Source organism: Pseudarthrobacter sulfonivorans, assembly GCF_024391045.1.
Lineage (GTDB): Bacteria > Actinomycetota > Actinomycetes > Actinomycetales > Micrococcaceae > Arthrobacter > Arthrobacter sulfonivorans_B.
The window spans coordinates 1-26,955 of the sequence record NZ_JANFCZ010000009.1; the positions used below are offsets into that span (position 1 = coordinate 1).

Here is a 26,955-nt window from a genome sequence, read left to right on the forward strand (position 1 = left end):
GTTCGTTTTCAAAATGAGGACTACGGGATAGCGGCTTCCCCGGCTAATGCCGGTGGAAATTCCATTGCGGAATCAATAGCCGCAAAGATTCGTGGAATAACAGAACGACTCATCTTTAGTTGTGTCGGAACTGTCAATTCCCTGTTCATACGTTGCTGTTCCAAAGACCACTCCCGAGCCCCGGTTGAGGCGAAAGAAGGGATCACTTGCACTCGGCCTCCTGAATTTCAGAAGCGCCGGCCGGGCGCTACCTGGAGCCCTGCCGACGTGATGCCGATCACTTGCATTCCGTCCGTGGAAGAAAAGCTACGTCATTCAACTCGGGCGGCGCGAGCCTTCCCGGGATATCTCCGTGGGAAATTCGTCGAGGCATTTTCCCACCGCAGTTAACATGTTGGAAACATTCACAAACGCGCACACGGCCGTCATCGAGGGCTGGGAATGCTAATGTTTTGCTCCTCCGGCCGGTGACTTGCGTCACGCGAAATCAATGACGAGCCTGCACGCCGGAGGGAAAGTTGGTCCCAGTGTCAGCGCGCGGTGATCGGTTCATCACGCCCCGCTCTCCAGTGGAGGGTCTGAGGCGGCGGAAGCTGTCCTTCCTGCCGGTGTTCGCGCAGTCAATAGCCAACGTGGCCCCTGCCGGCGCGATGACAGTCATTCCGGCCCTGATCTTTCCGGGTCTTGTTTTTGGGTCCGACGGGCCCAACCTTGTGCTGACGTTCGGCGCGGCCATGGCGGTCATGATCCTGGTTTCCCTATGCCTGAGACCCATGGCCAAGCGCATGGCTGCCGTCAGCGGGCTGTACAGCTACACAGCCAAGGGGCTTGGCCAACGGACAGCCATTACCGCCGGCTGGTCCGCCATCTTCGGGTACGGCCTCGTCGCCATGGCCAGCCTGCTGGCTGTCGGTACCTACGCCGTTGAGCTGTTTATGAACCTGGGCATCCCCGTTGCCGATCCCAGGCTTGTTTCGGCGCTGGTTATTCTTGCGGCCGCCGGTGCCGCCTGCTTCCTGATGGTCAGGGGAATCCAGTTATCGGCGTGGTCCACACTTTTAATGGAATCCATTTCAATCGCGATCCTTGCCGTCCTCATGGTGGTCTATTTCGCCTTCAACGAGCCGAATGTGAATCTCGGGGCCCTGTTTGCGTGGAACGGACATCTTGATTCGCTATCGATCGCAATCGTGGTGGCCGTCAGCGCCTTTGTTGGCTTTGAAAGCCCCACCACCCTCGGGGGCGAGGCGCAGAAGCCCTTCGTCAGCGTGCCGCGTGCCATCACCTGGACTCCCATCCTGGCGGGCGTGCTCTATCTCCTCGCCGCGACCGCCCAGGACGTAGCCCTCAGAGGTGCGCCGTCAGACATCACCTCCAGTCCCACGCCGTTGTCCGACCTTTTTTCGCAGACTTCCCCGGTGTTCGCCGCACTGCTTGACCTGGGAATCAGTGCGTCGTGGTTTGCATGCGCCATCGCGTCCGTGAACGCCTTGGCCCGGATTTTCTTTTGCATGGGCAGAGAAGGCGTCGCCCCGCGGGCAGTGGGCCGGACGCATCACGTTTTTCGGACACCCTCGACGGCGATCCTGGCCGTCATGCCGGTGGTTGCCATAATTCCCATCGCGATGGTCCTCTCCGGAGCAAGACCTGAGCAGGGCCTCGCCAACCTCTTCACGCTGGGTGCCTACGGATATCTGGGGTCCTATGTCCTTGCCAGCGCGTCCCTGCCCTTCTTCCTGCGCAGGATCGGGGAGAACACATACGGCAGTTGGATCCTTGGGGCAGCAACCTCCGTGGTCCTGGGCGCGGTCCTCTGGACGGCGGCAGCAACATCGATTAGAACGGGCAACCTGCAGACCCTCATCTACGGCGGCGTCCTCGCAGCCAGCGTCGCTTACGGCATGTATCTTCACCGCCGCCTCCCCACACGCCTGGCGTCAGTGGGCATTTATGACGAGACCCGGGAATCAGACCTGTTCCATGGCGGGCCGGCTAAATGAACTACAGACCAAAACACGCAGGTTCCGGCCCGGCGTCCAACTCGCTCAGAATCCTGGAAATCGTGGCACGCTTCGGCACCGGGACAACGGCGAAAGAGATCACGGACGCCCTTCGCATGCCTCCGGCGACTGCCTACAGGCTCCTGAATGCGCTTGTTGGAGACGAATATCTGGTCCGCACTTCCGATCTCCGCGGCTTCGCGCTCGGACACGCGATTGCAGATCTGGTGACGGCGGCAACGCCGCCCACCGTTCCCACCGCGGCGCGCACCGTCATAGAAGAGTTCCGGAGCGGAAACCGGTTCGCGGTGCACCTCTTTATGTTCAGGAGCGCTTCCCTCAGGATCGCCGATGAAGATCCTGATTATCCGCTCCACTCGGTGTTCGAGCTGCTCCGGTATCCGCACACATCCGCAGCAGGCAAACTGATGCTCGCTGAGCTTGCCGATTCGGTCTTCCCGCTTCCGGGCGGTCAGCTGGTAAAGCTGACGGAGCAGACCATTACGGACAATGCCCGGCTGGAGCAGCAACTGGCGGAAATAAGGCGCACAGGCCAGGCCTCGGAAGTCAATGAGTTTGAATCCGGATCCGCCAGCCTGGCCCTTCCGGTTCGAATGCCCAACGGATCAGCCGGCGGCGCCCTCTGCCTCACCGGCCCCGCGGAAAGGTTCGCCACCATCTCCGAGCACGCGGATGCGGCCCGTGAACTGACGTCCCGGCTATCGCCCCTGCTGTTTTGACAGCTCGATGCCGCGCCGGCCCACCTGCGGCCTGGAGATATAGAGGTCCGGCCGGCTGCTCCGGCCCGAGGATATTCGGCATAGGATCGATAGCCGGACCAGTGAAAGGACCATCGTGGCCAAGCTCTACTTCCGCTACGGCGCCATGAATTCCGGTAAATCCACCGGACTCCTGCAGGCTGCCTTCAACTACGAGGAGCGGGGCCAGCGCGTCCTGCTGGCCAAGCCGGACGTGGACACCAAAGGCGACACCGACATTGTGTCCCGGCTGGGGATGACGCGGTCCGTGGATTTCCTGATTTCGCCCGCCACGTCCGTCCGGGAGCTGTTCGCCGCCCACGCAGCCGGCGACGACCCCGATGCCCTGCTGGAACACGTGGACCAGAAGCCGGTGGCCTGCCTGCTGGTGGACGAGGCCCAGTTCCTCACACCCGGCCAGGTGGATGACCTGTTCCGCATCGCCATCCTGGATAACGTGCCGGTGCTGGCCTATGGCATCCGGACGGACTTCCTGACACACGCCTTCCCCGGATCGCGCCGGCTGCTGGAGGTCGCCCACACGCTGGAGGAGCTCAAGACGATCTGCCGCTGCGGGCGCAAGGCCATCTTCAACACCCGGCGCGTGGGCACTGACGTGGTGTTCGACGGCGACCAGGTCGCCATCGACGGGCAGGACGTCTGGTACGAATCCCTGTGCGGTTCATGCTACCTCGAGGTATCGGGCGGACGGCTGGGCGCCTAAGGGGGAGCCCAGCCGCCGCCGGGCCTAGCTTCGTCCGGGCCAGCCGGTGTACGCCTCAGCCAGGTAGGCCCTGCCGTGCTTTGAGGAGACCACCGTGTTGAGTTCGCCGAGCTGGCGGGCCCGGGAGAAGTCGTCGGCATCGGCGGGGGTGTGCAGCATGGTGGTCATCCAGTAAGAGAACTGCTGGGCCTTCCACACACGGTCCAGGGCGCGGTCACTGTAGGTGTCCAGCAGCTGCGTGGAACCGGATTTGTAGTAGCTGTCCAGGCCTTCAAAGAGCACTTTGACGTCGTGGATGGCCAGGTTCAGGCCCTTGGCCCCGGTGGGGGGAACGGTGTGCGCGGCGTCGCCGGCCAGGAACAGGTTTCCGTAGCGCATGGGGGTGTGCACGAAACTGCGGAACGGCAGGACCATCTTGTCGATGACCGGGCCTTCCTTGAGTTCGAAGCCGTTGCCGTTGACCCGGCTGCGGAATTCCGCCCAGATCCGGTCGTCGTCCCACTCGGCGACGTTCTCTTTCGGATCACACTGGAAGTACATGCGCTGCACTGTCTCGGTGCGCTGGCTGATCAGGGCAAAGCCGTTGTCCGAGTTGGCGTAAATGAGCTCATCGGAGCTTCTGGGGGCCTCTGCCAGGATGCCGAACCACGCGAACGGGTACTCATGGAAGTACCACTTGCGGTGGGCCTCGGGGATCTGGAAGCGGCAGTGGCTGCGTGAACCGTCGGCGCCCACCAGGAACTCCGCCTGGATCTCGTACTCCACGCCCTCGGCGTCGGTGAACCAGACCTTCGGTTTGCCCTCAAGGTCGTGGACGGTGGTGTCCGTGACGCTGTAGCGGACATCGCCGCCGTCGGCCTTCCGCCGCGCGGCGAGGTCCAGGAAAACGTCCGTCTGCGGGTACAGCCAGACGGATTCTCCCACCAGGTCCTTGAAGTCGATGCGGTGGCTCTCGCCGTTGAACCGCAGTTCGATCCCGTCGTGCCGGTCGCCGTCGCGCAGCACCCGGTCGGACACTCCGCTGCCCAGCAGCAGGTTGACCGTGCCGTGTTCCAGGATGCCGGCGCGGACCGTTTCGGAAATCTCCTTGTGGCTGCGGACCTCGATGACGGTGGATTCGATGCCGGCCTTTGCCAGCAGGTGGGAGAGCATCAGGCCCGCCGGGCCGGCGCCCATGATGGCCACCTGCGTGGTGATGATTTTGCGTGCTGCCATGGCGTGTTCTCGCTTCGTTGCGGGGGCCCTGCACTTCCTGGCGGGCCGTTGAGTTGATCTGCTAACAGTGTGGGCCCGGTAACAGCATCAGCGTTATAGCAATTCCGTTCAACGGAATTGGAGGTCAGTTCCGCTGCTCTTCCAGCCGGCGCGCAATGCCGCGGGCTGCCGTCTGCAACGCGGGAACCAACGCCTGGAGCCGCACCTCATGCAGGGGAACCACCACACCGAGCGCAGCCACCGCAGCCTGCCGTGCGTCCAGCACGGGGACGGCGATGCCCCACGTATCCGGATCAACAACGCCGGCCAGCTGCGCGAACCCCTGGTGGGTGGTCTCGGCCAGCAGGGCACGCACCATTTCCGGCTGCATGCTTCCGGCCGGATCAGCGAACTGCTTCAGGTAGTCCCGCTGGGTGGTCCTGTCCTGGAATGCCATCAGGGCCAGCCCCGCCGACGACACGTGGACAGGCATCCGGCCGGCCACCTTGGCCCGGTTGGCCACGGATCCGCGCCGGGACAGACGTTCGACGAACAGCGCCTCCCAGCCGTCCAGTACCGCCAGGTTGATGTTCTGGTGCAGGACCTGCTGGATGTCCTCCATAAAAGGGATGGCGGCCTGCCGCAGCGCCAGGGTAGGTGAATTGCGGTTGACCAGCTCCCATAGCCGCAGCCCCAAACGAACCGCCCCGCCCTCGCCGGTTTCCAGCAGGCCGTGGCCTGCCAGCTGCCGGACCAGCCGATGGGCGGTGGTCAGCGGGAGTCCGGCGCGTGCGGCCAGGTCCGAGAGCTGCAGGCTGCCTGAGCCCTCGGGGAAGGCGGCAATGACACGGACCACCCGATCCACCACGGAATCGCCTGAGCCAGAGTTCGCCACAATCGACTCCTTCCATTGAATGGTGGCTTTTGACCTAGATTACACCTCCGGGTGATACAACTCTCAGTGAGGGCTGTCACGCTGCGGCCTCGTCAGGCCATGTGCCGCACCAGTTTTCCGCTCACGATGTACCGAGGTTTTGCCATGCCAACGACGCCAGTCCAGCACCGCTCCAAATGGCCAGTATGGCTCTGCTGGCTGGCCATGGTCCTTGACGGCTTTGACCTGGTTGTCCTCGGCACAGTGATCCCCACGCTGATCAAGACCCAGGAACTGGGCTTCGACGCCGTCGGTGCCACCTACGCCGCCACCATCTCGCTGGTGGGTGTGGGAATCGGCGCCCTGTTCATTGCACCGTTGTCCGACCGGTTCGGCCGGCGCCGGCTCCTGGCAGGCTGCGTGCTCTGGTTCTCCGTCTTCACCATCGCAGTGGTGTTCGCACCCAACGTGGCAGTGTTCGGCATTTTCCGCCTCCTCGCCGGACTGGGCCTTGGCGCCTGCCTGCCGGCCGCCCTGGCCTACATGAACGATTACGCACCCGCGGGCACGGCCGGCAAGTCCACCACCCGGACGATGACCGGCTATCACGTGGGTGCTGTTGCCACGGCTTTCCTGGCCATCCTGGTAATCCCGGACTGGCGGATGATGTTCGTGGTGGGCGGACTCGCGGGCCTTGCGCTGGTGCCGTTCCTCTGGTTCAAACTGCCGGAGACCCTGCCTGCCGTCCCTGCGGACGCCGCGGAACCTGCCGCCGACGAACGCACAAGTTTCCGCGACCTCGTCAAAAAGCCCTACCCGCTCGTCGCACTGGCGATCGCCGTCGCGTCCTTTATGGGCCTCCTCCTGGTGTACGGCCTGAACACCTGGCTCCCGCAACTGATGGCTGGCGCCGGCTATACGGTCAGCACCGGCCTGGTGCTGCTGCTGGTCCTGAACGTTGGCGCCGTGGTTGGACTGGTAGTGGCCGGGATCCTTGCCGACCAGCACGGCACCAAAAAGATCGTACTCCTCTGGTTCGGACTCTCCGCCGTGTTCCTGGCCATCCTCAGCGTCCGGATGCAGAACGAGCTGCTCCTCAACGCCGCAGTGTTTGTCACCGGTGTGTTTGTGTTCAGTTCGCAGGTGCTGGTCTACGCGTGGGTCAGCCAGCTGTTTCCTGCCCGCCTCCGTGCCACGGCGCTGGGCTTCGCCGCGGGTGTGGGGAGGATCGGCGCGATCATGGGGCCGGCCGTCACGGGCGCCCTGGTTGCCGGCGGCATTGCGTACCCGTGGGGCTTCTACACCTTTGCCGCCGCTGCCGTCATCGCCGTCGTGGCCCTGGTGACCGTCCCCCACGCCATCCGGCTGGCACCCGGCCAATCCCCCGCCGTCGGGCATTCCCCGAACTAAGCCCCGGTCACGCCCGGCGCACGCGCCGCCACAGGGCCGGCGCCAGGACCACCGCAACACCCACTGCGGCGCCGATCACCGTCTCGACAATCCGGTCCCGGAGCAGGACAGTGGGCGACGCCGGGACCACCAGCAGGGTGGAGATCAGGGCCAGCGGCGTCACAACCACCTGGGCCAGCACATACTGGCGGGCAATAAAGAGTTCAGCACCGAACTGGCACAGGGCGATGACCAGCACAATCTGCCAGGGCGCGAGGTGCAGCAGCAGGATGACGGCAAGCAGTGCCAGGCCCAGCACGGTGCCGATGATTCGCTGGATGCCACGGCGGACGCGGTGCCGGGTGGTATGCCCCACCAGGGGGACCACGGCTGCCACCATCGCCCAATAGTTGTGTCCAAATCCCAGCCAGTGCCCCACTACCGTGGCAAGGGAACCGGCCACCCCGGCGGCCACGAGGTAGCCCAGGCCTTCCAGCCACGCTGCCCGTTTCTCGCCCTCGGCCAGCCGGATCGGGGCCGGCCAGGCCCACGGTTTGCGGTAGCTCGGAAGGACGCGCGAGGAGAAGCCAATCACCAGCGACAGCGCGGTGGTGAGCACCGCCACCAGCATGGCCGCGGGGACCGGTGGCTGGTTGGGGATGGAGGCGATGGCCGCGAACGCGAAGATGTGGAACAGCGAGCCGGCCGGACGAAGGCGCAGCAGGGCGATGGCCACGGAACACCCGCCGGCCACCAGGGTGGTGGCCGCGACCAGGAACCACGTGGCGGCGGCCTGGTCCAGTCCCCAGGCGTCGCCCGCCCTCGCCGCGAGCGCCGCCAGGAACATGACCAGCAGCATCAGCAGGCCTGCCCGAAGCTGCAACACAAACCTGGCGCCATGTGGTTCGTTTCGTCCGTAGATCCCGGTGAACGCGCCGAAGGAGGCGAAAATTGCCAAGTCCAGCCTCCCCAGGAGAAGCAGGGTGAGCAGCGGAACAAATATTCCGACGGCGCAGCGCAGGGCCGGCTGATGGTCATTGTTGCTCGGCGCAATGCTGAACATTTCGGCGAAGAACTTCACGTTCCGGGTGCCTCTTCCTTCGGTAGCCCCTGGCGGTCAGTACCCGCTTTGGAACGGCGGTACCAGCTTTCCAATCCTATGTCCCGGAGCTTTCCCACGTTTGGAACGGGAGGGCAACGTCCCCGAAACACCAGCACGCAACGCTGGAGCCATGAAGCCCTCTGCACGCACTGCAACAGCCCATACGGCGAGTGACCTGAGCTGTGAAGTCTGCGGCCTGATGCCCGAACCCACCAAGACCCGACTGACCGTGGCCAACGTGGCCGTGATGCTCCCGATTGAACTGCTGGTCCATGCCCTGGTGGTGGAAACGCACCTGCCGTACGTGGCCAAGGTGCTTGTCCTCACCCTGACTGCCACGGTACTGGTCATCTGGGTGGCCGAACCCTCGGCCGCCAGGATCCTCCGCGGCTGGCTGCACGCGCCCGCGCTGCGGCACAGGAAGAAACTGGGCAGTGCACCGGCATTATGGCGGGCCCGCACGGTCCTGCAGGACCAGCCGGGTACGCTGCAGAAGGTCACGCGGGCGCTGTCCCGGCTGGAGACCAACATCCTCAGCATCCACGTCCACCCGGTCGCCAACGGAGTGCTGGACGAGTTTGTGCTGTCCGCGCCGGGAAACATCAGTGAGCGGCAACTGCTGGAGGCATTGGACGACGCCGGCGGCTCCCGTTCCCACGTGTGGCCCACCACCGCGCTGGCCCTGGCGGACGGCCAGACCAGGGCGCTCAGCCTCGCGGCGAGAGTGGCCGGCGCACCAGGGGAACTGCCGCTTGCAGTGGCGGAACTGCTGCACGCCCGGATCCTCACGAGGTCGGAGGCCGCCGTCGAAAATTACGACGCCGGTACGCGCCTGAAGATCCCCACCGCCTGGCACGGACCGCTCACCTTTGTCCGGCCGGGGGAGCCGTTCACGCCCGCCGAATCAGCCCGTGCGCACCGGCTAGCCGAGCTCGCCGAGATCCTGGCCCACCGCCCGGCGCCGGTTTCCCCCCGAGAAGCCGGCTCACCCATGTAGGTAGCAGCAGATGTCGTTCTCAGCCCTCAAAACGACATCTGCTGCTACCCAGTTGGGCGGGTTACATCCGAATGGTGAGCGCCCCCGGGTCCATGGTCATCAGGACGTGCCTGCCTTCGCCGTCGTGATCGCCGTCGAGCTGGTAGTCGTCGTTGTGCTCCAGCGTGATCTCCACCGATTTCCCCTGGAAGTACTCCACCGCTGTGTCTTTGCCCCGGCCTTTGCCGATCATGCCGGCGATCACGGAGAGCCAGCCGAACTTGCCGTGGTGGGGCGCCAGTACCGCCACGTCCAGCAGGCCGTCGTCCATCTTGGCGTCGGGGAAGATTTCCAGGCCGCCCTGGACCTTGCCGCAGTTGCCCACCATGACGCTGCGGATGCCGCGGTGCACCACCTCATTGCCGTCAACCGTGATGGTAGCCCTGACCGGCTTGCCGGGCAGGTTCCGGATCCCGGCGTCCACGTAGGCCAGCCAGCCCACCTTGTCCTTGAGGTCCTCGTTGGTGTCGGCCATGATGGTGGCGTCGTAGCCCACCCCGGCCATGACCAGGAACAGCTGCTCCTTGTCCGGGTCCTTCCGGCGTGCGCGGACAACGTCGATCTTCCGCTCGGTTCCCGCCAGCGCGCCGGCCATGGCGCCGTCAAAGTCCGTGACGTCCATCCCCAAATTGCGGGCCAGGAGATTGCCCGTACCGAACGGCAGCAGCCCCATGGGCACGTCACCGCCGGCCAGCACCTCCGCCACGCACCGCACGGTGCCGTCGCCGCCGGCAGCAATCACGACGTCGGCCCCCTGCTTGAGTGCCTCCTTCGCCTGCCCGACACCCGGGTCGTCCTTGGTGGTCTCGAGCCAGATGGGCTCACCCCAGCCGTTCTCCGAGCAGTGCTTGGCCGCGAGTGCCTTCACGTCAACCTCCACCGGCTTGGCGGGATTGATGATGATGGCCGGGCGCTTGAGGTCGTTGGAGTTGCTGGCAGTCATGGTGTCCTTCGGTGAAGTTGAATATGCCTGTAGAAAGGCTACTTGCTACAGGGCTTTGACGGCGCCCAGCACCTTGGCTAACGAATCCTTGGCGTCGCCAAAAAGCAGGGACGTCTGCGGCTCGTACAGCAGCTCATTCTCAATCCCCGCGAAACCGGGCCGCATGGAGCGTTTCAGGAAGATCACCTGGCGCGCCTCGGCCACCTCCAGGATGGGCATGCCGTAGATCGGCGAGCCGGAGGACGTCTTCGCGGCCGGGTTCACCACGTCGTTGGCGCCCACCACCAGCGCAACATCAGCCGTCCGGAATTCGGAGTTGATCTCGCCCATTTCCTTCAGCGACTCGTACGGCACGTTGGCCTCGGCCAGGAGCACGTTCATGTGCCCGGGCATCCGGCCCGCCACGGGGTGGATGGCAAAGTCCACGTCGATGCCGCGCGCCTCCAGGGCCAGCGCCAGTTCCGCGGCGGTGTGCTGGCCCTGCGCCACGGCCAGCCCGTAGCCCGGCACAATGATCACCCGCTGCGCGTAGCCCAGCAGGACCGCGACGTCCTCGGCGCTGGAGGACCTGACCGGACGTTCGCTCACGGCGGTGGATCCCGCCGTCGAGCCTCCCTTGAAGGCGCCGAACAGGATGCCGGCAACGCTGCGGCCCATCGCCGCGGCCATGGCCCGGGTCAGGATGGTGCCGGAAGCGCCCACAAGGGTTCCCGCCACGACCAGCAGCACGTTGCCCAGCACCACGCCGGACGCCGCCACCGCGAGGCCGGTGAAGGCGTTCAGGAGCGAGATGACGATGGGCACGTCGGCCCCGCCCACCGGAAGCACCAGCAGCGCACCAGCGGCGAGACCCAGCACCATGAGGAGCACCGCGAGTGCCAGCGAACCCGTCAGGATCACGGCAATGGCGGCGCCCACCGCCGCGAGCAGCACTGCCGCCATCACCACGGGGAGTCCGGGGAACAGCACCGGACGGGTGGTCATCAGTTCCTGGAGTTTGGCGAACGTCAGGCCCGATCCGGCGAAGGAAACCGCCCCCACCAGGAGCGTGAAAACGATCGCGAGCCGCACCCAGGGGTCCTCGGTGTGGCCGAGTTCCAGCAGGGCGACGAGCGCCGCAGCGCCGCCACCGACGCCGTTGAACAGGGCAACCAGCTGGGGCATCTGGGTCATCTTCACCCGCCGGGCCACCGGGGCCGCCACCGCCGTCCCCACTGCCATGGCGCCGATGATCCAGGGGATGTTCTCCAGCCGGGCCGACAGGAAAACCGTGACGACGGCGAGCAACGCACCGAAGGCCCCGATCAGGTTGCCGCGGCGGGCCGTCCGGGGAGAGCTGAGGCCACGGAGGGCGAGGATGAAAAACACCGCGGCGGCGAGGTACAGCAGGGAGGTCCAGACGGGGTCCAGGAGGCTCACTTTCCGTCCTCCCCGGCTGCAGGCCCGGTACCCTGCACGTCAGCGCGGACGGGTTCCTTGCGCCCACGGAACATGTGCAGCATCCGGTCGGTGACCACAAACCCGCCCACCAGGTTGGCAGTGGCCAGCACCACAGCGAGCAGCGCCACCGCCAGGATGCCCGGGTCCGCTGCCTGGCCGGCCACGATCACGGCACCCACCAGGATGATGCCGTGGATGGCATTGGCTCCGGACATGAGGGGCGTGTGCAGGGTGCTGGAAACCTTCGAAACCACCTCGAAGCCCACAAACACCGCCAGCACGGTCACGGTCAGCAGGCTCATGCCATCCATCAGCTTCCCCCCTCGTTCTGCAGGGCCCCCGCCAGGGCTTCGGCGGTGGGCAGGTGCCGCACGGCGCCGTCGTGGGTGAGGCAGGCGCCGGAGATCACGTCGTCACCGAAGTCGGGAGCCACGGTGCCGTCCCGGGTCATGAGACCGAGCAGGTTGGCAATGTTCTTGGCGTAGAGCCTGGAGGCGTCCGAGGCCATCGCGGACGGCGCGTCCTTCAGCCCCACGAGCGTGACGTGGCCTTGGCCGTCGGCGGTGGGCACCAGGATGTCCTCGCCGGGCACCGAGCCCTCCACGTTGCCGCCGGACTCTGCAGCGAGGTCGACGACGACGGAACCGGGGCGCATGCCCTGCACCATCCCGCGGCTCACCAGGAGCGGGGCGCGCCGGCCGGGGACTGCCGCCGTCGTAATCAGGACATCCGCCTGGGCGACGTGCGGGGCGAGGAGTTCGCGCTGGAGGGCGCCGCGGTCCGCGCTGAGTTCGCGCGCATAGCCGCCGGACGCCTCGGCGGTTTCCAGGTCCAGTTTGATGAAGGTTCCGCCCATGGATGCCACTTCGTCGGCTGACGCGGGCCGGATGTCGTTGGCGGACACGCGCGCGCCGAGCCGCTTGGCGGTACCGATGGCCTGCAGCCCCGCGACTCCGGCGCCGAGCACCAGCACGCGCGCCGGCGGGACAGTCCCGGCGGCCGTCATGTAGAGCGGGAAGAACCGGGGGAACCGGATGGCGGCCTCCAGCACGCACCGGTACCCGGCCACCAGCGCCTGGGAGCTGAGGGCGTCCATGGACTGGGCGCGGGAGATGCGGGGCACCAACTCCAGGGCGAAGGAGGTGACGCCGGCCTCCGCGAGAGCCTGCACAGTTGCCAGCTCGGACGACGGCGAGGCCAGGCCCACGGTGACGGCGCCCCGTTTCAGGGCCTTCGCCGTCGCCGGTTCCAACGGACGGACGTGGGCGAGGATATCCAACTCGGCGGGATCGAGGGCCTGGCGGACGCACGCCCCCGCCAGGACGTACTCGTGGTCTGAGTGATCGGCGGCGGCACCCGCGCCCGCTTCGATCAGGACGTCGAGGCCCAGCCCCGTCAGTTGCTTGACCGTTTCCGGTGTGGCGGCAACACGGCGCTCACCCTCATGCCGTTCCCGCGGTATGCCCAGTATCAACCGCCAGCTCCCTTACGGACGTAGTTGGCTAGATTCTATGCCCCCGCGACCCGGGCGAAGGCAGCATGCGGTCCGGCGTAGTCCAGGGCTATCTTTGCGGCAGTCTCCTGAAGCAGGGGAATGACCGTCTTTTCGATGGTTTCCGCGGAGGCCCGGTGCGTCTGCAGCGAGACGTTGACGGCCGCAACCACCTCGTTTCCACGCCACACCGGAACGGCCACGCCACGCAGCCCGTCCTCCAGCTCTTCGGCCACCATGGACCATCCCCGCGTCCGCGCCGAGTCCACCTCGCTCCGGAGCTCATCCCGGCTGCCGATGGAACGTCCGGTAAAACGCTGGAAATGAACTGAATCGAGGTACATCTGCAGCTTCTTTTCGGGAAGCCCGGCGAGCAGGACCCTGCCCATGGAGGTTGCCCACGCCGGGAAGCGGGTGCCCACCGTGATCGAAACACTGAGCAGCCTCGGGGACGGAACGCACGCGACGTACACCACGTCGGCGCCGTCAAGGATGCACAGGGACGTTGTCTCATTCAAACTCTCGGCAAGGGACTTCAGGTGCGGCTCGGCCACGTTGGGAAGGGCCATGCCCGCAAGGAAGGAACGGCCAATGTCCAGCGAGCGGGCGGTCAATTCGAAGCTCGCGCCCTCAGCCCGGAGGTAGCCCAGATCCGCCAGCGTCATGAGGAAGCGCCGCGCCGAAGCCCTGGTCATGTCCGTCCGTGCCGCAATCTGGGAGACGGTCAACCGCGGATGCTCAGGACTGAAAGCCAGCAGCACGTCAAAGGCCTTTTCAACCGACTTCACAAAGTAGGCTGGCTGCTCCTCCATTGAACTGCTGTTCCTCTCCATATGGCCGCCCGCGCGGTGCTGCCGGGGTAGGGCCTGATCCGATCTTATAGGCAGGCTGTCCGCGCCGGCCGCTGAAACCGGCACCCTCCCGCTTGATGCTTAGTGCCTGGATTTCAGCCCATCGAGGGATTCCGCCAGTAACGAGTCGGCCGCCCCGTCGAGGCCCAGGAGCGGGACCATGGCCACGGCCTGTTCCCGCAGATGGTCCCACCCGTCAACGCAGGTGGCGCCGGCTTCCCGGGCCTTGGCAATGCTGGCCGTGACATGGCCGGCGTAGACGAAGTCGTACACCAGGGCATCGGCGGCGACCGGTCCGTCGCCCCAGGCCGGCCCGTCTGAAATGCCTTTGCCGATGGGCGTGGCATTGACAATCAGGGACGCCTCGGAAGCCAGGTCCTGCGCCTGCTGCCACGTGACGGCTTGCGCGTCGATGCCGAGGTCAAGGGCAAGGTGCAGCAAATCTCCGGAAGCGTTCGGATCCCGGTCAGTAATGGATACCTTGCCCACGTTTCGGTCCAGCGCGATCAACGCGGCCCGGGCTGCTCCCCCGGCTCCGAGGAGGAGCGCGTGCCGTTGATACCGGTTGCCCAGGAGGACAGCCGCAGCGGTGATGTCCGTGTTGTGGCCATGCAGCCTGCGTCCCTGCCGGACCAGCAGGTTGCAGGCACCGCTGAGCTGCACTGCATCGGTTGAGCTGTCTGCCGTCCCGGCCGCCCATTGCTTGTGCGGCATGGTGACGTTGGCCGCCACGACGTCACGGTCCAGCAAGCGGCCCCGGACGCGCGTCATGGCCTGCTCCGCGGGCACGTCCCACGCCTCGTACGTCCAGCTGCTGCCCAACTGTTCCAGGAGGGGATTCCAGAGCCCCGGCGACATTGCCTGCGAAGCGGCGGAGCCAATGAGGAATAAGCGGGAGTCCGCCGTTGCGTCTTCCATGTCAACCTTCCTGAGGGCCGCGCCGGTCAGCTCTCGCATGCCTCTTTTGGCGCGGGCGTTGTGATATGACTCACCACCCAGTATGCTCTAATAAATCGCATTCCGCACACATGTACGGTATGCGCACACAATCCGACAAAACAAACCACAGCCTTCAGCGTGGAAGGAAGCAGCGGAATGACAAACATCGCAGCGGGGTCCCAGACCCAGACGCCGGCACAGGTAGAGCGCCAACTGAAGCGCGCGAAGAAAGCAGCCCTGGCCGCCTTCCTCGGCGGCGCCCTTGAGTATTACGACTTCTTTATCTACGCCACGGCCGCCTCCCTGGTCTTCTCGAAGATCTTCTTCCCCTCCGGCGATCCGACCATCGCGTTGCTGGCGTCCTTCGCGACATTCGGAGTGGCCTACGTCGCCAGGCCATTCGGCGCAGTGGTGTTCGGCCACCTGGGCGACAGGATCGGGCGCAAAAACACCCTGGTCCTGACGCTGGTCCTCATGGGCAGCGCAACGTTCCTGATCGGCGCCCTGCCGGACTTCAATACCGCCGGGTACTGGGCCCCCGCCCTGCTGGTCCTCCTGCGGCTCATGCAGGGCCTCTCCGCCGGCGCCGAAACAGCCGGGGCGTCGGCGCTCTCCACCGAGGAAGCACCGGAGGGCCGGCGCGGTTTCTTTGCCAGCTTTGCCATGAGCGGCATCGCCGCCGGCATCGTGCTGGCCTCCCTCGCCTTCCTGCCCGTGGCCGCCATGAGCGAGGCAGACCGCCTCGCCTGGGGCTGGCGGATCCCGTTCTGGCTTTCCATCGTTGTGCTGATCGTCGCCTACCTGGTCCGGCGTTCACTGGAAGAACCCGAAGTCTTCGAGGAAAAGCACGACCACGGCGAACTCGTTAAACTCCCCTTCGCGCAGATGTTCAGGACCCACCCGGCCCAGTTCTTCCAGGTGGCCCTGATGTCCTTCGAAACCGTCACCAACACGTTTATGCAGTCCTTCGGGCTGGCCTACGCCGTGTCCGTTGGCGTGCCGGCGTCCACCATGCTCTGGGTCAGCATCGTGGGCAACGTGATCGCCATCGTCTCCCAGCCGCTCTTTGCCCTGCTGTCGGACAAGTTCGGCCGGCGCCCGGTCTTCATCGCCGGTGTCCTGGGCTCAGGCATCATGATCTTTGTGTACTTCTCGGTGATCTCCACGGGCAACATCCCGATGATCTTCCTGGCCAGCACCCTGATCACCGCGGGTACCTATGCAATGTCCAACGCGATCTACCCCGCCTGGTTCGCCGAACTCTTCAACGTCAAGGTCCGCTACCCGGGAATGGCCATCGGCCTGCAGATCGGCATTCTCTGCGCCGGCTTCACCCCGCTGCTGGGCACCGCCCTCGTGGGAGCTGAAAAGGCCAACTGGGGACCGGCGGCCTGGATCGTTGCCGCATCCTCAATCCTCGCCGTCGCCGGCGCACTCTGGGCCCGCGAAACCAATAAAACCCCGCTGCGTGAGCTGGGCAATCCCATCAAGTAGCCGCAACGCTGCCAAAAGAAAAGGACGACGGCGGGAATCCCGCCGTCGTCCTCTGTTGCTTTTAGCGCCGCGCGGTCAGGTCCGCCGAGATCAGCTTCGCCGTGGCCACAATTTCCCGGGCTGCCGCGGCGAGGTAGGCGTCCGGGTCTGGCTGGGCCGCGACGGACTGGGCCTGCAGCGATACGTTCACTGCTGCCACCACCTTGGTGGGCCCGTCATACACGGGGGCCGCCACGGACATCAGGCCCATTTCGAGCTCCTGGTCCAGCAGGCACCAGCCCTGGGCCCGGACAGTGTCCAGCACCGCCAGCAGCTCGGGGACGCTCCCCAAAGCCCGGGGGGTCAGCGGCTTGATGTCCGCTGCGGCCAGGTACTCCTTCAGTTTCGCGGGCGGCAAGGCAGCCAGCAACACCCTGCCCATGGACGTGGCGTAGGCGGGGAAGCGGGTGCCCACCGTGATGCCCACGTTCATGATCCGTCGCGTGGTCACCCGCGCGATGTAGGCGATCTCGGTGCCGTCCAGCACGGCAGCGGAAGTTGACTCGCCCAGTGTGAGGGACAGGTCTTCCAGATGCGGCTGGGCCAGCTGCGGCAGGGACAGCCCGGAGAGGTAGGCGTAGCCGAGCTGCAGGACCCGGGCCGTCAGGGCAAACGTCTTACCGTCGGTCCGCACATAGTCCAGCTCCACGAGCGTGTGCAGGAACCGGCGGGCGGTGGCCCGGGTCAGGTCGGTCCGGGCCGCCACCTCGGTGAGGGTCATGACCGGGTGTTCGTTATCAAACGCGCGGATGACGGCCAGCCCGCGCGCCAGCGACTGCACGTACTGGTCACTCGCCTGCGGAGCGGTACGTGCAGTGGCTGGTGCGTTGGTCATGGTTACCAATCCTAGGGGCGCCCGGGCCTGAACTAAGCCGCTGCCTTCAGCGGCACCGGGACGAGCTCCTGGAGTTCCTCCAAGGTGCAGCCGAACGTCTCACGGACCGTGACGCCGTCGGGTCCCGTCAGGAAGACAGCCTTGTCCGTGTACACGCGGGTGACGCAGCCGACGCCGGTGAGCGGGTAGGTGCACGCCTCCACAATCTTGGAGGCGCCCTCGCGGGTCAGGAGCGTCATCATGACAAAGACGTCCTTGGCGCCGGTGGCCAGGTCCATCGCACCGCCGACGGCGGGGATGGCGTCCGGGGCGCCGGTGTGCCAGTTGGCGAGGTCGCCGGTGGCGGAGACCTGGAACGCACCCAGGACGCAGATGTCCAGGTGGCCGCCGCGCATGATCGCGAACGAGTCGGCGTGGTGGAAGTAGGACGCCCCCGGGAGTTCAGTCACTGGGATCTTGCCGGCATTGATGAGGTCGCCGTCGATCTGGTCTCCCTCGGCCACGGGACCCATGCCCAGCATGCCGTTCTCCGTGTGGAGCGTGATGTTCTGCTCCGGCTTGAGGTAGTTGGACACCAGGGTGGGCTGGCCGATGCCGAGGTTCACGAACGAGCCGGGCTTGATGTCCCGGGCCACCAGCTCGGCCAACTCGTTGCGGCCCAGGGGCTTGTCGGACGTCTGGATGGAAGTTGCAGTGCTCATGCTCAGGCCACCTTCACGATGCTGTTGACGTAGATTCCGGGGGTCACGACGTTTTCAGGGTCGAGGCCGCCCGTGGGGACAATCTCGGAGACCTGGACCACCGTGTGCTTGGCAGCAGCGGCCATGATGGGGCCGAAGTTCCGGGCGGTCTTGCGGTACACGAGGTTCCCCACGCCGTCGGCCTTCAGTGCCTTGATCAGGGCGACGTCGGCGTGGATGGGCGTTTCGAACACCTGGCCGCGGCCGTCGATCATCCGGGTTTCCTTGCCCTCGGCGAGCATGGTGCCGTAACCCGTGGGGGTGAAGAACCCGCCGATTCCGGCGCCCGCAGCGCGGATCCGCTCGGCCAGGTTGCCCTGCGGGACCAGCTCCAGCTCGATTTCGCCGGCGTGGTACTTGGCGTCGAAGTGCCAGGAGTCGGACTGCCGCGGGAAGGAGCAGATCATCTTCTTCACCCGGCCTTCCTTGATCAGCAGCGCAAGGCCCTGATCGCCCTGGCCGGCGTTGTTGTTCACCACGGTCAGGTCCTTGGCGCCGCAGTCCATCAGCGCGTCGATCAGTTCGAAGGGCTGCCCGGCGTTGCCGAACCCGCCGATCATCACGGTGGAGCCGTCCTTGATGCCGGCCACGGCCTCGGCTACGGTGTCAACAAAATTCAGCATTGTTATGCCTTTCCTTAGGCCTTGGTTCCGGCAGTGACGTTTTCGAGGACGACGGCGAGGCCCTGGCCCACGCCGATGCAGATCGCGGCGACGCCCCAGCGTTCGCCGGAGGCCTGCAGGGACCGGGCGAGGGTGCCCAGGATGCGCGTGCCGGACGCGCCGAGGGGGTGGCCCATCGCGATCGCGCCGCCGTGCCGGTTCACGATCGCGGGGTCGATGCCCCAGGCGCTGATGCAGGCCAGGGACTGCGCGGCGAACGCTTCGTTAAGTTCGACGGCGCCCACCTGGTCCCAGCCGATGCCGGCCTTCGCGAGGGCCTTGTTCGCCGCCTCGACGGGGGCGTAGCCGAAGAACTGGGGATCGTTGGCGTGCGCGCCGCGCCCCGCGATGCGGGCCAACGGCTCAAGCCCGAGCAGCCCGGCGGCCGCCTCGGAGCCGATCCAGGCCGCGGACGCGCCGTCGGACAGGGGCGACGCGTTCCCGGCGGTGACGGTGCCGTTCTCCGTGCGGAACACAGTCTTCAGGCCGGCGAGCTTCTCGGCCGAGGAGCCGGCGCGGATGCCTTCATCCCGGACCAGGTCGGTGCCCGGGACCGTGGTGACCAGGTTGTCGTAGAAGCCTTCGTCCCACGCCGCGGCTGAGAGGTTGTGGGAGTTCGCGGCGAACTCGTCCTGCTGTTCGCGGGTCACGCCGTACTTTTCGCGGAGCCGTTCGGTGGCCTCGCCCAGGGAGATGGTCCAGTCCTTGGGCATGGCCTTGTTGACCAGGCGCCAGCCCAGCGTGGTGGAGGCAAGGTTCAGGTCCCCCGCGGGGTAGGGCTTCTCGGTCTTGGGCAGCACCCAGGGCGCCCGGGACATGGATTCAACCCCGCCGACGAGCATCAATTCGGCGTCGCCGGCGTTGATCTGGCGCGAGGCGATGATCGCGGCGTCCAGGGAGGAGCCGCAGAGCCGGTTCACGGACGTGCCGGGGATGGAGACGGGCAGGCCCGCGAGCAGGGTGCCCATCCGGGCGACGTTGCGGTTCTCTTCGCCGGCGCCGTTGGCGTTGCCGAACACCACCTCGTCGATCCGCTCGGGGTCCAGTCCCGGGGCACGCTTGACGGATTCCTTGATCACGTGCGCTGCAAGGTCATCCGGGCGGACGGCCGCGAGGCCGGAGCCGAACTTCCCGAACGGGGTGCGAACGGCGTCGTACACAAAAGCCTGGTTCATGATGTTCCTCTTGTTGTCTGGGAACCCAACTGACTGGCAGTTAACGTCGCCAAACGCGCGTTTCACGACGTCAAGTGCGAGTCAGTTGGGTGGGTGCAGGTTGGGGCGGTCAGGTTTGGGGGAGGTCAGGCGCGTCGGCTCGGGTCGTGTCGATCTCCTCGTTGTCCATTTCATGGAAGACCTGCTGCGCGGTCTTGAACGCCGTGTTGGCGGACGGCACGCCGCAGTAGATGGCGGTCTGCAGCAGGATTTCCTTGATTTCGTCCCTGCTCAGGCCGTTGGTGAGGGCCGCCCGGATGTGCATGGCCAGCTCCTCCCAGTGCCCGTGCGCCACCATCGCGGTGATGGTCACGGCGGAGCGCATCTGGCGCGAAATGCCGGGGCGGGTCCAGATGCCGCCCCACGCGATCCGCGTGATCATGTCCTGGAAGTCCTCGGTGAACCCGTCCTTCCTGGCGTTCGCCCGGTCCACGTGCGCGGCGCCCAGCACTTCGCGCCGGACCACCATGCCGCCGTCGTAAATTTCCTGGCTGGTGGCGTCCGGCTGCACCACGCCGTGCCGTTCGCTTCCGGCACCCGGCCCGCTCACTTGGCCGCTCCGCGCGATTCGCTCCACGTGATGAGGCTCCGCAGCAGTTCGGCAACGTGGGCGGGTGCCTCCGCGGGGGCCAGGTGCGCCACGCCTTCCAGGGATACCGCGTTCGCGGTGCCTCCCCCGGCGGTGATGCCGGCAGCGATTTCTTCCGCGAACGACGGCGGCACAACAGTGTCCGCCACACCCGCCACAGCCTGGGTGGGGACCGTGATGCTGCCGAGTTCGGTGCGGACGTCATAGGCGGCCAGCGCCTCGCAGCAGAACGCGTAGCTGAAGCGGTCGGCGTCCCGGAGGGAGTGCAGGAGCTTGCTGCTCAGGTCCGGCTGGCGGTCCATGAACCCGGGTGCGAACCAGCGCTCCGCCGAGCCCTGGATGACCACGGGGGTACCCTGGGAGCGGACCAGTTCGGCCCGGTCCAGCCAGCCTTCCGGGGTGCCGATCTTGGCGCCGGAACACTGGACGGACAGGCTCTTGAGGCGTTCGCCGTGCTTCATGCCGAGTTGCAGTCCGGTGGCACCGCCGAGGGAGACGCCGGCGTAGTGGAACGTCTCGCCGGGGGCAATCGAGTCCACCAGCTCGACGACGGAGTCCGCCAGCGCGGCGACGTCGAAGGTTTCGGTGGCCTTGGGTGAGACGCCGTGGCCGGGCAGGTCCCAGGCCACCACGTCGTAGTCGTTGGCCAGCAGCGTGGCGGTCGCGCCCCAGAGGACTGCGGACGAGGTACCAAGGGACGGGCCAACCACCAGCAGCGGGTGTTCGCCGAGGGCTCGTTCGGGCGAAAGCAGAACTGCCTTCAGGGTCGGTTTAGCCACGGTTGGCTCCGTTCTGGTCGGGGTGGGTTGAGGGGACAGGGCCTGCTGACCCGGGGTTGGCCGGGGCAAAATCGGGGTACGCGGCCAGGATGCGCCGGGAGATTTCTGCTGCCTGTCCCACGTAATTGGCGGGGTCAAGGAGTTCGTCCAGCCGAAGATCAGTTAGCACGTCCCCGGGGACGGCCTCGCGGAGCTCGCGGCGGTAGGTGGCTCCCTGCTCAGCGGCAGGCGCGGCCAAGGTCCGGTTCACCACTTCCTGCAGTTGCTCCTTGCCCGTGCGGCCATCCTTCTCGGCCAGGAGCGGGGCGACGGCGGCGCCCACCCCTTCGGCCAGCAGCAGCGGTCCGGCCAGGTCCAGGTTACGGCGCAGGGCATCCGGGAAAACCTGGAGGCCTTCAGCCAGCTCGCGGAGATGCCCCGCGGCGCCCAGCGCCAGCCGCAGCAGCTGGCGGAGTGCCGGCCATTCGGTGTGCCAGGCGGCGTCGGGCCGTTCGTCGTTGAAGTTGGCGGCGGCCACGTGCAGTTGGGCCACGAGTTGCGGAGCCTGGAGCGCGGCGCTGCGGATCAGGACGGACAGCACCGGGTTCTGCTTCTGCGGCATGGCGGAGGACACGCCGCGGCCCGCAGCGCGGGGTTCGGCGAGTTCGGCTACTTCGGGCCGGCTCATAAAGAGGACGTCCGTAGCGATCTTGCCGGCGGCGCCGAGCACTGTGGCAAGGGCGTTGCCGAGGGCGGTGACGGCCAGCCGGTTGGTGTGCCATGGTGCCGGGGAAGGGGCGAGGCCCAGCTGTTTGGCCAGGGAATCGGCCAGCGTGAACGGCGTGGCGGACGTGCCGTCGCTCAGTACGGTTGCGGCGGCGAGGGTTCCGGCGGCGCCGCCGAACTGCACCGGGAACTGAACGGTTTCCAGTTGGTGACCCGCGGCGGCCACGCCATGGAACCATTGCGCTGCCCGGAGCCCGAACGTAAACGGGAGGGAATGCTGGGTCAGGCTCCTGCCCACGCCCAGCGTGTCCGCATGCTGTTCCGCCAACGCAGCAAGCGCCGTCGTCGTGCTTTTCAGGTCGCCGAGCAGCGCCTCAACGGTGTTGCGCGCCAGCAGCATCAGGGCCGTGTCCAGCACGTCCTGGCTGGTCAGCGAGGTGTGCACGGCTTTTCCGGCACCAATGCCGGTGGCGTCCAGCGCCGAAACCTGTTTCCGCAGGTCAGCCAGCAACGGGATGACGGGGTTGCCGCCGCCCTGGGCCCGGAGCGCGATGTCTGCTGCGTCGTAGCGGCCCGCTTCTGCCGCGGACGCCACGACGGCGGCGGACCCGGCAGGTGCCAGGCCCGCCTTGTCCAGCACGGCGGCCCAGCCGGACTCGACGGCGAGAATCGCCCCGAGCACAGCCTGGTCGCCGGTCAGCGCCGCCACCAGGGGCGACGCCGAGACAGGGCTGAGCAGGCCGACGTCGCCGTCGGCCGCGCTTCCGGAACCCAGGGCGGCACCAGTCACTGGAAGTCCAGGAAGACTGTTTCGCCCTCACCCTGCAGGCGGATGTCCCAGGTGAGTCCGCCGTCGGCGTCGCGGCGGGCGATCAGCGTCTTCCGGCGTTCCGGATCCAGGGAGCTCAGCAGCGGGTCCTTCGCCAGCGCCTCTTCGTTTTCCGGCAGGTAGATCCGGGTGAAGAGGCGGTTCATCAGGCCGCGGGCAAAGACCGCCACGGAGATGAAGGCTGCTGCGCCTTCCTCGGTGGGGCCGGGGTTGACGGTGGTGAAGGTGAAGACGCCGGTGTTGCCTACGGCGCTGCGGCCGAAACCGGTGAACGTGTAGCCGTCGCGCACCAGCGATCCGGTGTGCTGCGGGACTTTGCCCTCGGAATCAGCCTGCCAGATTTCCAGGATCGCGTCCGGGATCGGGTGGCCCGCTCCGTCATACACGGTGCCCTGGAGCCGGATGGATCCCGGGGAACCGGGAGCCAGCAGTTCGCGGTCCTTGGCGTAGGGCAGTGCGTAGCCGAAGAAGGGTCCGACTGTCTGGCCGGGGGTGGGAGTCAGCTTGGTGGGGCTGGGATTACTCATGGTCATCTCCTTCCGCTCCGAGGGCCTCGTTCTCGGTCCAGGTCCGCTTCGACCCGGTCAGGACGATGTCCCAGTTGTAGGCCATGGCCCACTCAGGTTTGGTCTGCTCGTGGTTGTAGGTGGCCACGAGCCGGTCGCGGGCGTCCCGGTCCACGATCGACTGGTAGATCGGGTCCAGCGGGAACAGCTGGTCGCCCGGGAAGTACATCTGGGTAATGATCCGCTGAGTGAATTCGGAGCCGAACAGGGAGAAATGGATGTGGGCCGGGCGCCAGGCGTTGAGGTGGTTCTTCCACGGGTAGGCGCCGGGCTTGATGGTGGTGAAGCTGTAGGAGCCGTCAGCCCCGGTGATGCAGCGGCCCACGCCGGTGAAGTTGGGGTCCAGCGGTGCCGGGTGCTGGTCGCGCTTGTGGATGTAGCGGCCGGCCGAGTTGGCCTGCCAGATCTCCACGAGCTGGCCGGCCACGGGGCGGCCGTCACCGTCGAGGACGCGCCCGGACACAACGATCCGTTCACCCAAGGGTTCACCGTTGTGCTGGATGGTGAGGTCCGCCTCCAGTGCGTGCACGTCCATGTGCCCGAACGCCGGCGAGTACAGCTCGATGGTCTCAGGGTCCGCGTGGTGCAGGTCCTTGGTGGGGTGGCGCAGGACGCTGCTGCGGTACGGTGCGTAGTCCAGCCGCGGCTGGATTTCAGCCTGGCCGCCGTTCTTGAGGGCCTGGGCGTAGGCATCGCCGAGCGCCTTCATCTCGGCGCTGAGATCCGCCTGCGACTCAGCGGCGGCGTCCAGGGGTGCGTACTCTTTCGTTGCGGCCTCCGTGACTTCATCGGACACGTCCTCTGTGAGCGGATCCGCGTTGTAGGTTTCAAAGTTGATTTCTTCAGGCACAGCAGCCTCCTTTCACAGGGTGTTGGTGTTATCTGGTGGGTACGGGGTTGAGTCGGTGCAGGAGGTCGTATTGGACTGCATGGCGAACGGGAGCGTTCGGCGCCCCGTAGCCGTCATAGGCGCCGCGGCGTTCCACCATTTCGAAGAACACGCTGCCCACGGTAGCGGTGTAGAAATGCAGGAACTCGCCGTCGGCGTCGCGGTCGTACAGGAGGTTCAGTTCCTGCAGCGTCGCCAGGAAGTCGGGATCGAGGCCGAACCGGGCCGCCAGGTCCTCGTAGTAGTTGGCCGGGATCTGCAGGAACTCCAGTCCGCGGGCCTTGCAGTCCCTGGCAGTGGACACCAGATCGCCCACCGCGAACGCGATGTGCTCCTGGTAGGTCCTCCGCGCGCCCGTTCGCGATGGATCCGCTCCGGAAGCGCCGTCCTGCTGGATCAGGGGCGCCAGGTTCAGCACCAGCCGCACTGCCCTGTCTCCGGTGGTCATGACCTGCGAACGGACCAGCCCGGTGGGACTGGGCACCTCGGCGAAAGGTTGCGGCTCCAGCGCCAGAGCGCTCGTGTAAAACAGGACGGCCTCGTCAAAGTGCTGCCATGGCTGGGCGAGGTTGACGTGGTCGATCACGGCGGTGGCACCGGCAACCGGAACTTCCAGTCCCTCGCCGAATTCGCTGGTCCACGCGGCCGTGCCGTCGGGGCTGCCCTGGCACAGGAAGATCTCTGTGGAGTCCGGCGCGGCGAAGCCCTGGAACACTTCCTCGTTGGCCTGGCTCTTACGCGGAACCACCGGGGCCTTGAGCTGCTGCGCCCGGGCCGAGGCGATCACCGGGGAATCGACGTCGAACCCCAACGCGGCAATGGCCGGTGAGGTGTCCGCCGCGCTGTCGGAAGAAGCGGGCGCCGACTCGTTGACGATGACCCGGGCATGGCCCATGGTCCAGAGCTGCACGTCCTTGGTGCGGTGACGGCCGTTGAATTCGAAGCCGAGCTGGCCCAGGACCGTTTCCAGGCCCTTGGTGTCGGCGGCCTTGACCTCGGCAAAGTTGTAGCCGGCCGGTTCGGCCACCTGCGGGAGGGTGGCCAGTTCCATGGGATAACGACGGCGGGACGTGGCACCACTGCCACTCGCACCAATGCCGGGGGTGCCGAGGGCTCCGGCGGAGAGGGCCGGGGCGTTGGCCTCGAGCCACTTGGCGCTCTGCTCCTCCAGCCAGATGAGCGACCGCATGCCGTCCACGGCGGTGCGCTCAACATCGGACTGCCGGAAGACGTCGTTGAAGATTTCCAGCGAGACCGGGCCGCTGTACCCGGCACGGACCACGTGTCCCATGAACTTGGCCAGCTCAAACTGGCCCTCGCCGGGGAACACCCGGTAATGCCGGCTCCAGGACAGGACGTCCATGGAAAGCTTCGGGGCATCCGCCACCTGGACGAAGAAGATCTTGTCCGGGCTGAAGGCTTCGATGGGCGCTGTGTCCCAGTTGCGGGAGAGGATGTGGAAGGAGTCCAGGCAGGTGCCCAGGTTGGGGTGGTCCACGGCCTCAACCAGCCGGTGGGCGTGCTCGTAATCGCTGACGTACTTGCCCCAGGCCAGGGCCTCATAGGCAACCTTGACGCCGTGATCCCCGGCCAGGGCAGCCAGCCGGCCGAGCTGTTCCGCGCGGAGGTCGTCGCTGTCGATGCTGGCGGTGGCCACGTTGGAGCAGACCAGCACGGTGTCCATGCCCAGCCGGGCCATCAGCTTGAATTTGGCGTCGGCGCGGCGAAGGTTGGCGGCGAGGAGATCCTCGGACACGCTGTCGAAGTCGCGGAAGGGCTGGTAAAGGTCCAGCGTCAGGCCCAGGTCTGCCGCCATCTTGCGCACGTCCTCCGGGGTGAGGGGCGAGGTGACGAGGTCCTGCTCGAAGATTTCAATGCCGTCGAAACCTGCGATGGCGCAGGCCTGCATCTTTTCCTTCAGGGTGCCGGAGAGGCAAACTGTGGCGATTCCGGTGCGCATCAGGCAGCCACCTCTTCCTGGGCCACGAGTTCCAGGAAGTGGCTGCGCATGCGGTCCGCGTCGGCGTCCAGGCCGGTGAAGATCCGGAACGAGTCCGCCGCCTGTCCAACGGCCATGCGGCCGCCGTCCAGGACCTGGCAGCCCTTGGCGCGGGCGCTCAGCACAAGGTCGGTCTCGATGGGCCGGTAGACGATGTCCGCCACCCAATGCCGGGCTTCGAGCAGTTCCAGGTCCAGCGGGGCGCCGGGATGAGCGGCCATGCCTACGGGTGTGCAGTGCACCAGACCGTCAGCCGGCGGCATCAGCTGCGGCAGCTCCGCCGTCGTACGCGGTGTAATGGTGCGGTCCGGGAAGAACCCGGACAGTTCTGCGGCACGTGCCGCGCAGCGGGCGGCGTCGGTGTCCACCAGGTCCAGCACCTTCACGCCGGCGGTGAGCAGCGCGTAGGCGACGGCGGACCCGGCGCCTCCTGCGCCGAGCTGGACCACGCGGTCCAGCCGTGCGTCCGGAAGGCCGGACGCCAGGGCGGCGGCGAAACCGGAGAAGTCGGTGTTGTGGCCGATGAAGCGGCCGTCTTCGATCACCACGGTGTTGACGGCGCCGAGCCTGCGCGCATCCGGCGAGACTTCGTCAAGGTGCTGGAGGACCAGCTGCTTGCAGGGGTGGGTGATGTTCAGTCCGTTGAAACCGAGGCTGCGGGCGGACTTAAGCAGCTCCCCGACGGCGTCGCCCGGCAATCCGAGTTCCAGCAGGTCGATGGGGCGGTAGAGGTAGCGCAGGCCTTGGACGTCGCCTTCGCGTTCGTGCATGGGTGGAGTGAGTGACGGCGTGACGCCGTCGCCGACCAGTCCCACAAGGTAGGACTCAGTTCGATTGCTCATCCGGGCAGCTCCTTTGATACGGCACCTGACG

At 66.5% G+C, this 26,955-nt stretch carries 26 protein-coding genes; 6 read left to right on the plus strand and 20 right to left on the minus strand.

Features of this window, described 5'->3' with window-relative positions:
• Window positions 1–527 precede the first annotated feature (527 nt).
• From NQJ30_RS07860 to NQJ30_RS07870, 3 genes are all read left to right on the plus strand, one after another.
• Entirely contained in the window at window positions 528–2,000 is a 1,473-nt protein-coding gene (locus NQJ30_RS07860; protein WP_255769308.1) for an APC family permease, read from the plus strand.
• Window positions 1,997–2,740, plus strand: coding sequence for an IclR family transcriptional regulator (locus NQJ30_RS07865; protein ID WP_255769309.1), 744 nt, complete (start codon window positions 1,997–1,999; stop codon window positions 2,738–2,740). The genes NQJ30_RS07860 and NQJ30_RS07865 overlap by 4 nt, the downstream gene beginning before the upstream one ends.
• 115 nt (window positions 2,741–2,855) lie before the next feature.
• Entirely contained in the window at window positions 2,856–3,482 is a 627-nt protein-coding gene (locus NQJ30_RS07870) for a thymidine kinase (protein WP_255769310.1), read from the plus strand.
• 24 nt (window positions 3,483–3,506) lie between these two features.
• Here the strand turns inward: NQJ30_RS07870 and NQJ30_RS07875 are convergent, their stop codons facing one another.
• Window positions 3,507–4,697 (minus strand): 4-hydroxybenzoate 3-monooxygenase, encoded by a 1,191-nt coding sequence (locus tag NQJ30_RS07875; protein ID WP_255769311.1) that lies wholly within the window; start codon window positions 4,695–4,697, stop codon window positions 3,507–3,509.
• A 124-nt stretch (window positions 4,698–4,821) separates the two neighbouring features.
• On the minus strand, window positions 4,822–5,571 hold the full coding sequence (locus NQJ30_RS07880) for an IclR family transcriptional regulator (RefSeq protein WP_255769312.1): 750 nt from the start codon (window positions 5,569–5,571) through the stop codon (window positions 4,822–4,824).
• Window positions 5,572–5,715: 144 nt separating this feature from the next.
• Here NQJ30_RS07880 and NQJ30_RS07885 point away from each other — a divergent pair, with 144 nt between their 5' ends.
• The gene (locus NQJ30_RS07885; protein WP_255769313.1) at window positions 5,716–6,960 is read left to right on the plus strand and encodes an MFS transporter; all 1,245 of its coding nucleotides are present in this window, start codon (window positions 5,716–5,718) and stop codon (window positions 6,958–6,960) included.
• Between the two features lie 7 nt (window positions 6,961–6,967).
• Here the strand turns inward: NQJ30_RS07885 and NQJ30_RS07890 are convergent, their stop codons facing one another.
• Complete coding sequence (locus tag NQJ30_RS07890; RefSeq protein ID WP_255769314.1) at window positions 6,968–8,020, minus strand: FUSC family protein; 1,053 nt, start codon at window positions 8,018–8,020, stop codon at window positions 6,968–6,970.
• Window positions 8,021–8,171: 151 nt separating this feature from the next.
• Here NQJ30_RS07890 and NQJ30_RS07895 point away from each other — a divergent pair, with 151 nt between their 5' ends.
• Window positions 8,172–9,038, plus strand: coding sequence for an ACT domain-containing protein (locus NQJ30_RS07895; RefSeq protein WP_255769315.1), 867 nt, complete (start codon window positions 8,172–8,174; stop codon window positions 9,036–9,038).
• A gap of 61 nt (window positions 9,039–9,099) precedes the next feature.
• Here NQJ30_RS07895 and NQJ30_RS07900 read toward each other — a convergent pair whose 3' ends face one another.
• The 6 genes from NQJ30_RS07900 to NQJ30_RS07925 all read right to left on the minus strand — a co-directional run bounded on the left by NQJ30_RS07900 (window position 9,100) and on the right by NQJ30_RS07925 (window position 14,721).
• Window positions 9,100–10,020: a diacylglycerol/lipid kinase family protein gene (locus tag NQJ30_RS07900; RefSeq protein ID WP_255769316.1), complete on the minus strand. Its 921-nt coding sequence runs from the start codon at window positions 10,018–10,020 to the stop codon at window positions 9,100–9,102.
• Between the two features lie 45 nt (window positions 10,021–10,065).
• The gene (locus NQJ30_RS07905; protein ID WP_255769317.1) at window positions 10,066–11,439 is read right to left on the minus strand and encodes an NAD(P)(+) transhydrogenase (Re/Si-specific) subunit beta; all 1,374 of its coding nucleotides are present in this window, start codon (window positions 11,437–11,439) and stop codon (window positions 10,066–10,068) included.
• Window positions 11,436–11,771, minus strand: a complete 336-nt coding sequence (locus NQJ30_RS07910) for an NAD(P) transhydrogenase subunit alpha (protein ID WP_255769318.1) — start codon at window positions 11,769–11,771, stop codon at window positions 11,436–11,438. Before NQJ30_RS07910 ends, NQJ30_RS07905 begins: the two co-directional genes overlap by 4 nt.
• Entirely contained in the window at window positions 11,771–12,934 is a 1,164-nt protein-coding gene (locus NQJ30_RS07915; protein WP_255769319.1) for a Re/Si-specific NAD(P)(+) transhydrogenase subunit alpha, read from the minus strand. The genes NQJ30_RS07910 and NQJ30_RS07915 overlap by 1 nt, the downstream gene beginning before the upstream one ends.
• Window positions 12,935–12,969: 35 nt before the next feature.
• On the minus strand, window positions 12,970–13,764 hold the full coding sequence (locus NQJ30_RS07920) for an IclR family transcriptional regulator domain-containing protein (RefSeq protein ID WP_255769320.1): 795 nt from the start codon (window positions 13,762–13,764) through the stop codon (window positions 12,970–12,972).
• 120 nt (window positions 13,765–13,884) lie between these two features.
• Window positions 13,885–14,721 carry a shikimate dehydrogenase family protein gene (locus NQJ30_RS07925; RefSeq protein ID WP_255769321.1) on the minus strand — a complete coding sequence of 279 codons (837 nt, stop codon included), beginning with the start codon at window positions 14,719–14,721 and terminating at the stop codon, window positions 13,885–13,887.
• Between the two features lie 177 nt (window positions 14,722–14,898).
• Here NQJ30_RS07925 and NQJ30_RS07930 point away from each other — a divergent pair, with 177 nt between their 5' ends.
• On the plus strand, window positions 14,899–16,236 hold the full coding sequence (locus NQJ30_RS07930; protein WP_255769322.1) for an MFS transporter: 1,338 nt from the start codon (window positions 14,899–14,901) through the stop codon (window positions 16,234–16,236).
• Between the two features lie 61 nt (window positions 16,237–16,297).
• On the opposite strand, the gene NQJ30_RS07935 is transcribed toward NQJ30_RS07930, so the two are convergent.
• From NQJ30_RS07935 to NQJ30_RS07985, 11 genes are all read right to left on the minus strand, one after another.
• Complete coding sequence (locus tag NQJ30_RS07935) at window positions 16,298–17,110, minus strand: IclR family transcriptional regulator domain-containing protein (protein ID WP_255769323.1); 813 nt, start codon at window positions 17,108–17,110, stop codon at window positions 16,298–16,300.
• Window positions 17,111–17,142: 32 nt separating this feature from the next.
• Window positions 17,143–17,811 (minus strand): 3-oxoacid CoA-transferase subunit B, encoded by a 669-nt coding sequence (locus NQJ30_RS07940; RefSeq protein WP_255769324.1) that lies wholly within the window; start codon window positions 17,809–17,811, stop codon window positions 17,143–17,145.
• 2 nt (window positions 17,812–17,813) lie between these two features.
• Window positions 17,814–18,473 carry a 3-oxoacid CoA-transferase subunit A gene (locus NQJ30_RS07945; RefSeq protein WP_255769325.1) on the minus strand — a complete coding sequence of 220 codons (660 nt, stop codon included), beginning with the start codon at window positions 18,471–18,473 and terminating at the stop codon, window positions 17,814–17,816.
• Between the two features lie 14 nt (window positions 18,474–18,487).
• On the minus strand, window positions 18,488–19,687 hold the full coding sequence (locus NQJ30_RS07950) for a thiolase family protein (RefSeq protein ID WP_255769326.1): 1,200 nt from the start codon (window positions 19,685–19,687) through the stop codon (window positions 18,488–18,490).
• Between the two features lie 109 nt (window positions 19,688–19,796).
• Complete coding sequence (gene pcaC / locus NQJ30_RS07955; protein WP_255769327.1) at window positions 19,797–20,276, minus strand: 4-carboxymuconolactone decarboxylase; 480 nt, start codon at window positions 20,274–20,276, stop codon at window positions 19,797–19,799.
• Window positions 20,273–21,094, minus strand: coding sequence for an alpha/beta fold hydrolase (locus NQJ30_RS07960; protein ID WP_255769328.1), 822 nt, complete (start codon window positions 21,092–21,094; stop codon window positions 20,273–20,275). The genes pcaC and NQJ30_RS07960 overlap by 4 nt, the downstream gene beginning before the upstream one ends.
• On the minus strand, window positions 21,087–22,589 hold the full coding sequence (locus NQJ30_RS07965; RefSeq protein ID WP_255769329.1) for a lyase family protein: 1,503 nt from the start codon (window positions 22,587–22,589) through the stop codon (window positions 21,087–21,089). The genes NQJ30_RS07960 and NQJ30_RS07965 overlap by 8 nt, the downstream gene beginning before the upstream one ends.
• Window positions 22,586–23,155, minus strand: a complete 570-nt coding sequence (pcaG, locus tag NQJ30_RS07970; protein ID WP_255769330.1) for a protocatechuate 3,4-dioxygenase subunit alpha — start codon at window positions 23,153–23,155, stop codon at window positions 22,586–22,588. The genes NQJ30_RS07965 and pcaG overlap by 4 nt, the downstream gene beginning before the upstream one ends.
• Window positions 23,148–24,044 carry a protocatechuate 3,4-dioxygenase subunit beta gene (gene pcaH / locus NQJ30_RS07975; protein ID WP_374113232.1) on the minus strand — a complete coding sequence of 299 codons (897 nt, stop codon included), beginning with the start codon at window positions 24,042–24,044 and terminating at the stop codon, window positions 23,148–23,150. Before pcaH ends, pcaG begins: the two co-directional genes overlap by 8 nt.
• 28 nt (window positions 24,045–24,072) lie before the next feature.
• A complete protein-coding gene (locus NQJ30_RS07980) occupies window positions 24,073–26,043 on the minus strand; it encodes a bifunctional sugar phosphate isomerase/epimerase/4-hydroxyphenylpyruvate dioxygenase family protein (RefSeq protein ID WP_255769331.1) in 1,971 nt (656 codons plus the stop codon).
• Window positions 26,043–26,924 carry a shikimate dehydrogenase gene (locus NQJ30_RS07985; protein ID WP_255769332.1) on the minus strand — a complete coding sequence of 294 codons (882 nt, stop codon included), beginning with the start codon at window positions 26,922–26,924 and terminating at the stop codon, window positions 26,043–26,045. Before NQJ30_RS07985 ends, NQJ30_RS07980 begins: the two co-directional genes overlap by 1 nt.
• Window positions 26,925–26,955 lie beyond the last annotated feature (31 nt).

What these genes read in the sequence shown, in the direction of transcription:
- NQJ30_RS07865 (WP_255769309.1), top strand. Translation starts at nt 1,997, where the DNA reads ATGAACTACAGACCAAAACACGCAGGTTCCGGCCCGGCGTCCAACTCG.
- NQJ30_RS07875 (WP_255769311.1), bottom strand. Translation starts at nt 4,697, where the DNA reads ATGGCAGCACGCAAAATCATCACCACGCAGGTGGCCATCATGGGCGCC.
- NQJ30_RS07885 (WP_255769313.1), top strand. Translation starts at nt 5,716, where the DNA reads ATGCCAACGACGCCAGTCCAGCACCGCTCCAAATGGCCAGTATGGCTC.
- NQJ30_RS07895 (WP_255769315.1), top strand. Translation starts at nt 8,172, where the DNA reads ATGAAGCCCTCTGCACGCACTGCAACAGCCCATACGGCGAGTGACCTG.
- NQJ30_RS07900 (WP_255769316.1), bottom strand. Translation starts at nt 10,020, where the DNA reads ATGACTGCCAGCAACTCCAACGACCTCAAGCGCCCGGCCATCATCATC.
- NQJ30_RS07910 (WP_255769318.1), bottom strand. Translation starts at nt 11,771, where the DNA reads ATGGATGGCATGAGCCTGCTGACCGTGACCGTGCTGGCGGTGTTTGTG.
- NQJ30_RS07920 (WP_255769320.1), bottom strand. Translation starts at nt 13,764, where the DNA reads ATGGAGGAGCAGCCAGCCTACTTTGTGAAGTCGGTTGAAAAGGCCTTT.
- NQJ30_RS07925 (WP_255769321.1), bottom strand. Translation starts at nt 14,721, where the DNA reads ATGGAAGACGCAACGGCGGACTCCCGCTTATTCCTCATTGGCTCCGCC.
- NQJ30_RS07930 (WP_255769322.1), top strand. Translation starts at nt 14,899, where the DNA reads ATGACAAACATCGCAGCGGGGTCCCAGACCCAGACGCCGGCACAGGTA.
- NQJ30_RS07935 (WP_255769323.1), bottom strand. Translation starts at nt 17,110, where the DNA reads ATGACCAACGCACCAGCCACTGCACGTACCGCTCCGCAGGCGAGTGAC.
- NQJ30_RS07940 (WP_255769324.1), bottom strand. Translation starts at nt 17,811, where the DNA reads ATGAGCACTGCAACTTCCATCCAGACGTCCGACAAGCCCCTGGGCCGC.
- NQJ30_RS07945 (WP_255769325.1), bottom strand. Translation starts at nt 18,473, where the DNA reads ATGCTGAATTTTGTTGACACCGTAGCCGAGGCCGTGGCCGGCATCAAG.
- NQJ30_RS07950 (WP_255769326.1), bottom strand. Translation starts at nt 19,687, where the DNA reads ATGAACCAGGCTTTTGTGTACGACGCCGTTCGCACCCCGTTCGGGAAG.
- pcaG (WP_255769330.1), bottom strand. Translation starts at nt 23,155, where the DNA reads ATGAGTAATCCCAGCCCCACCAAGCTGACTCCCACCCCCGGCCAGACA.
- NQJ30_RS07980 (WP_255769331.1), bottom strand. Translation starts at nt 26,043, where the DNA reads ATGCGCACCGGAATCGCCACAGTTTGCCTCTCCGGCACCCTGAAGGAA.
- NQJ30_RS07985 (WP_255769332.1), bottom strand. Translation starts at nt 26,924, where the DNA reads ATGAGCAATCGAACTGAGTCCTACCTTGTGGGACTGGTCGGCGACGGC.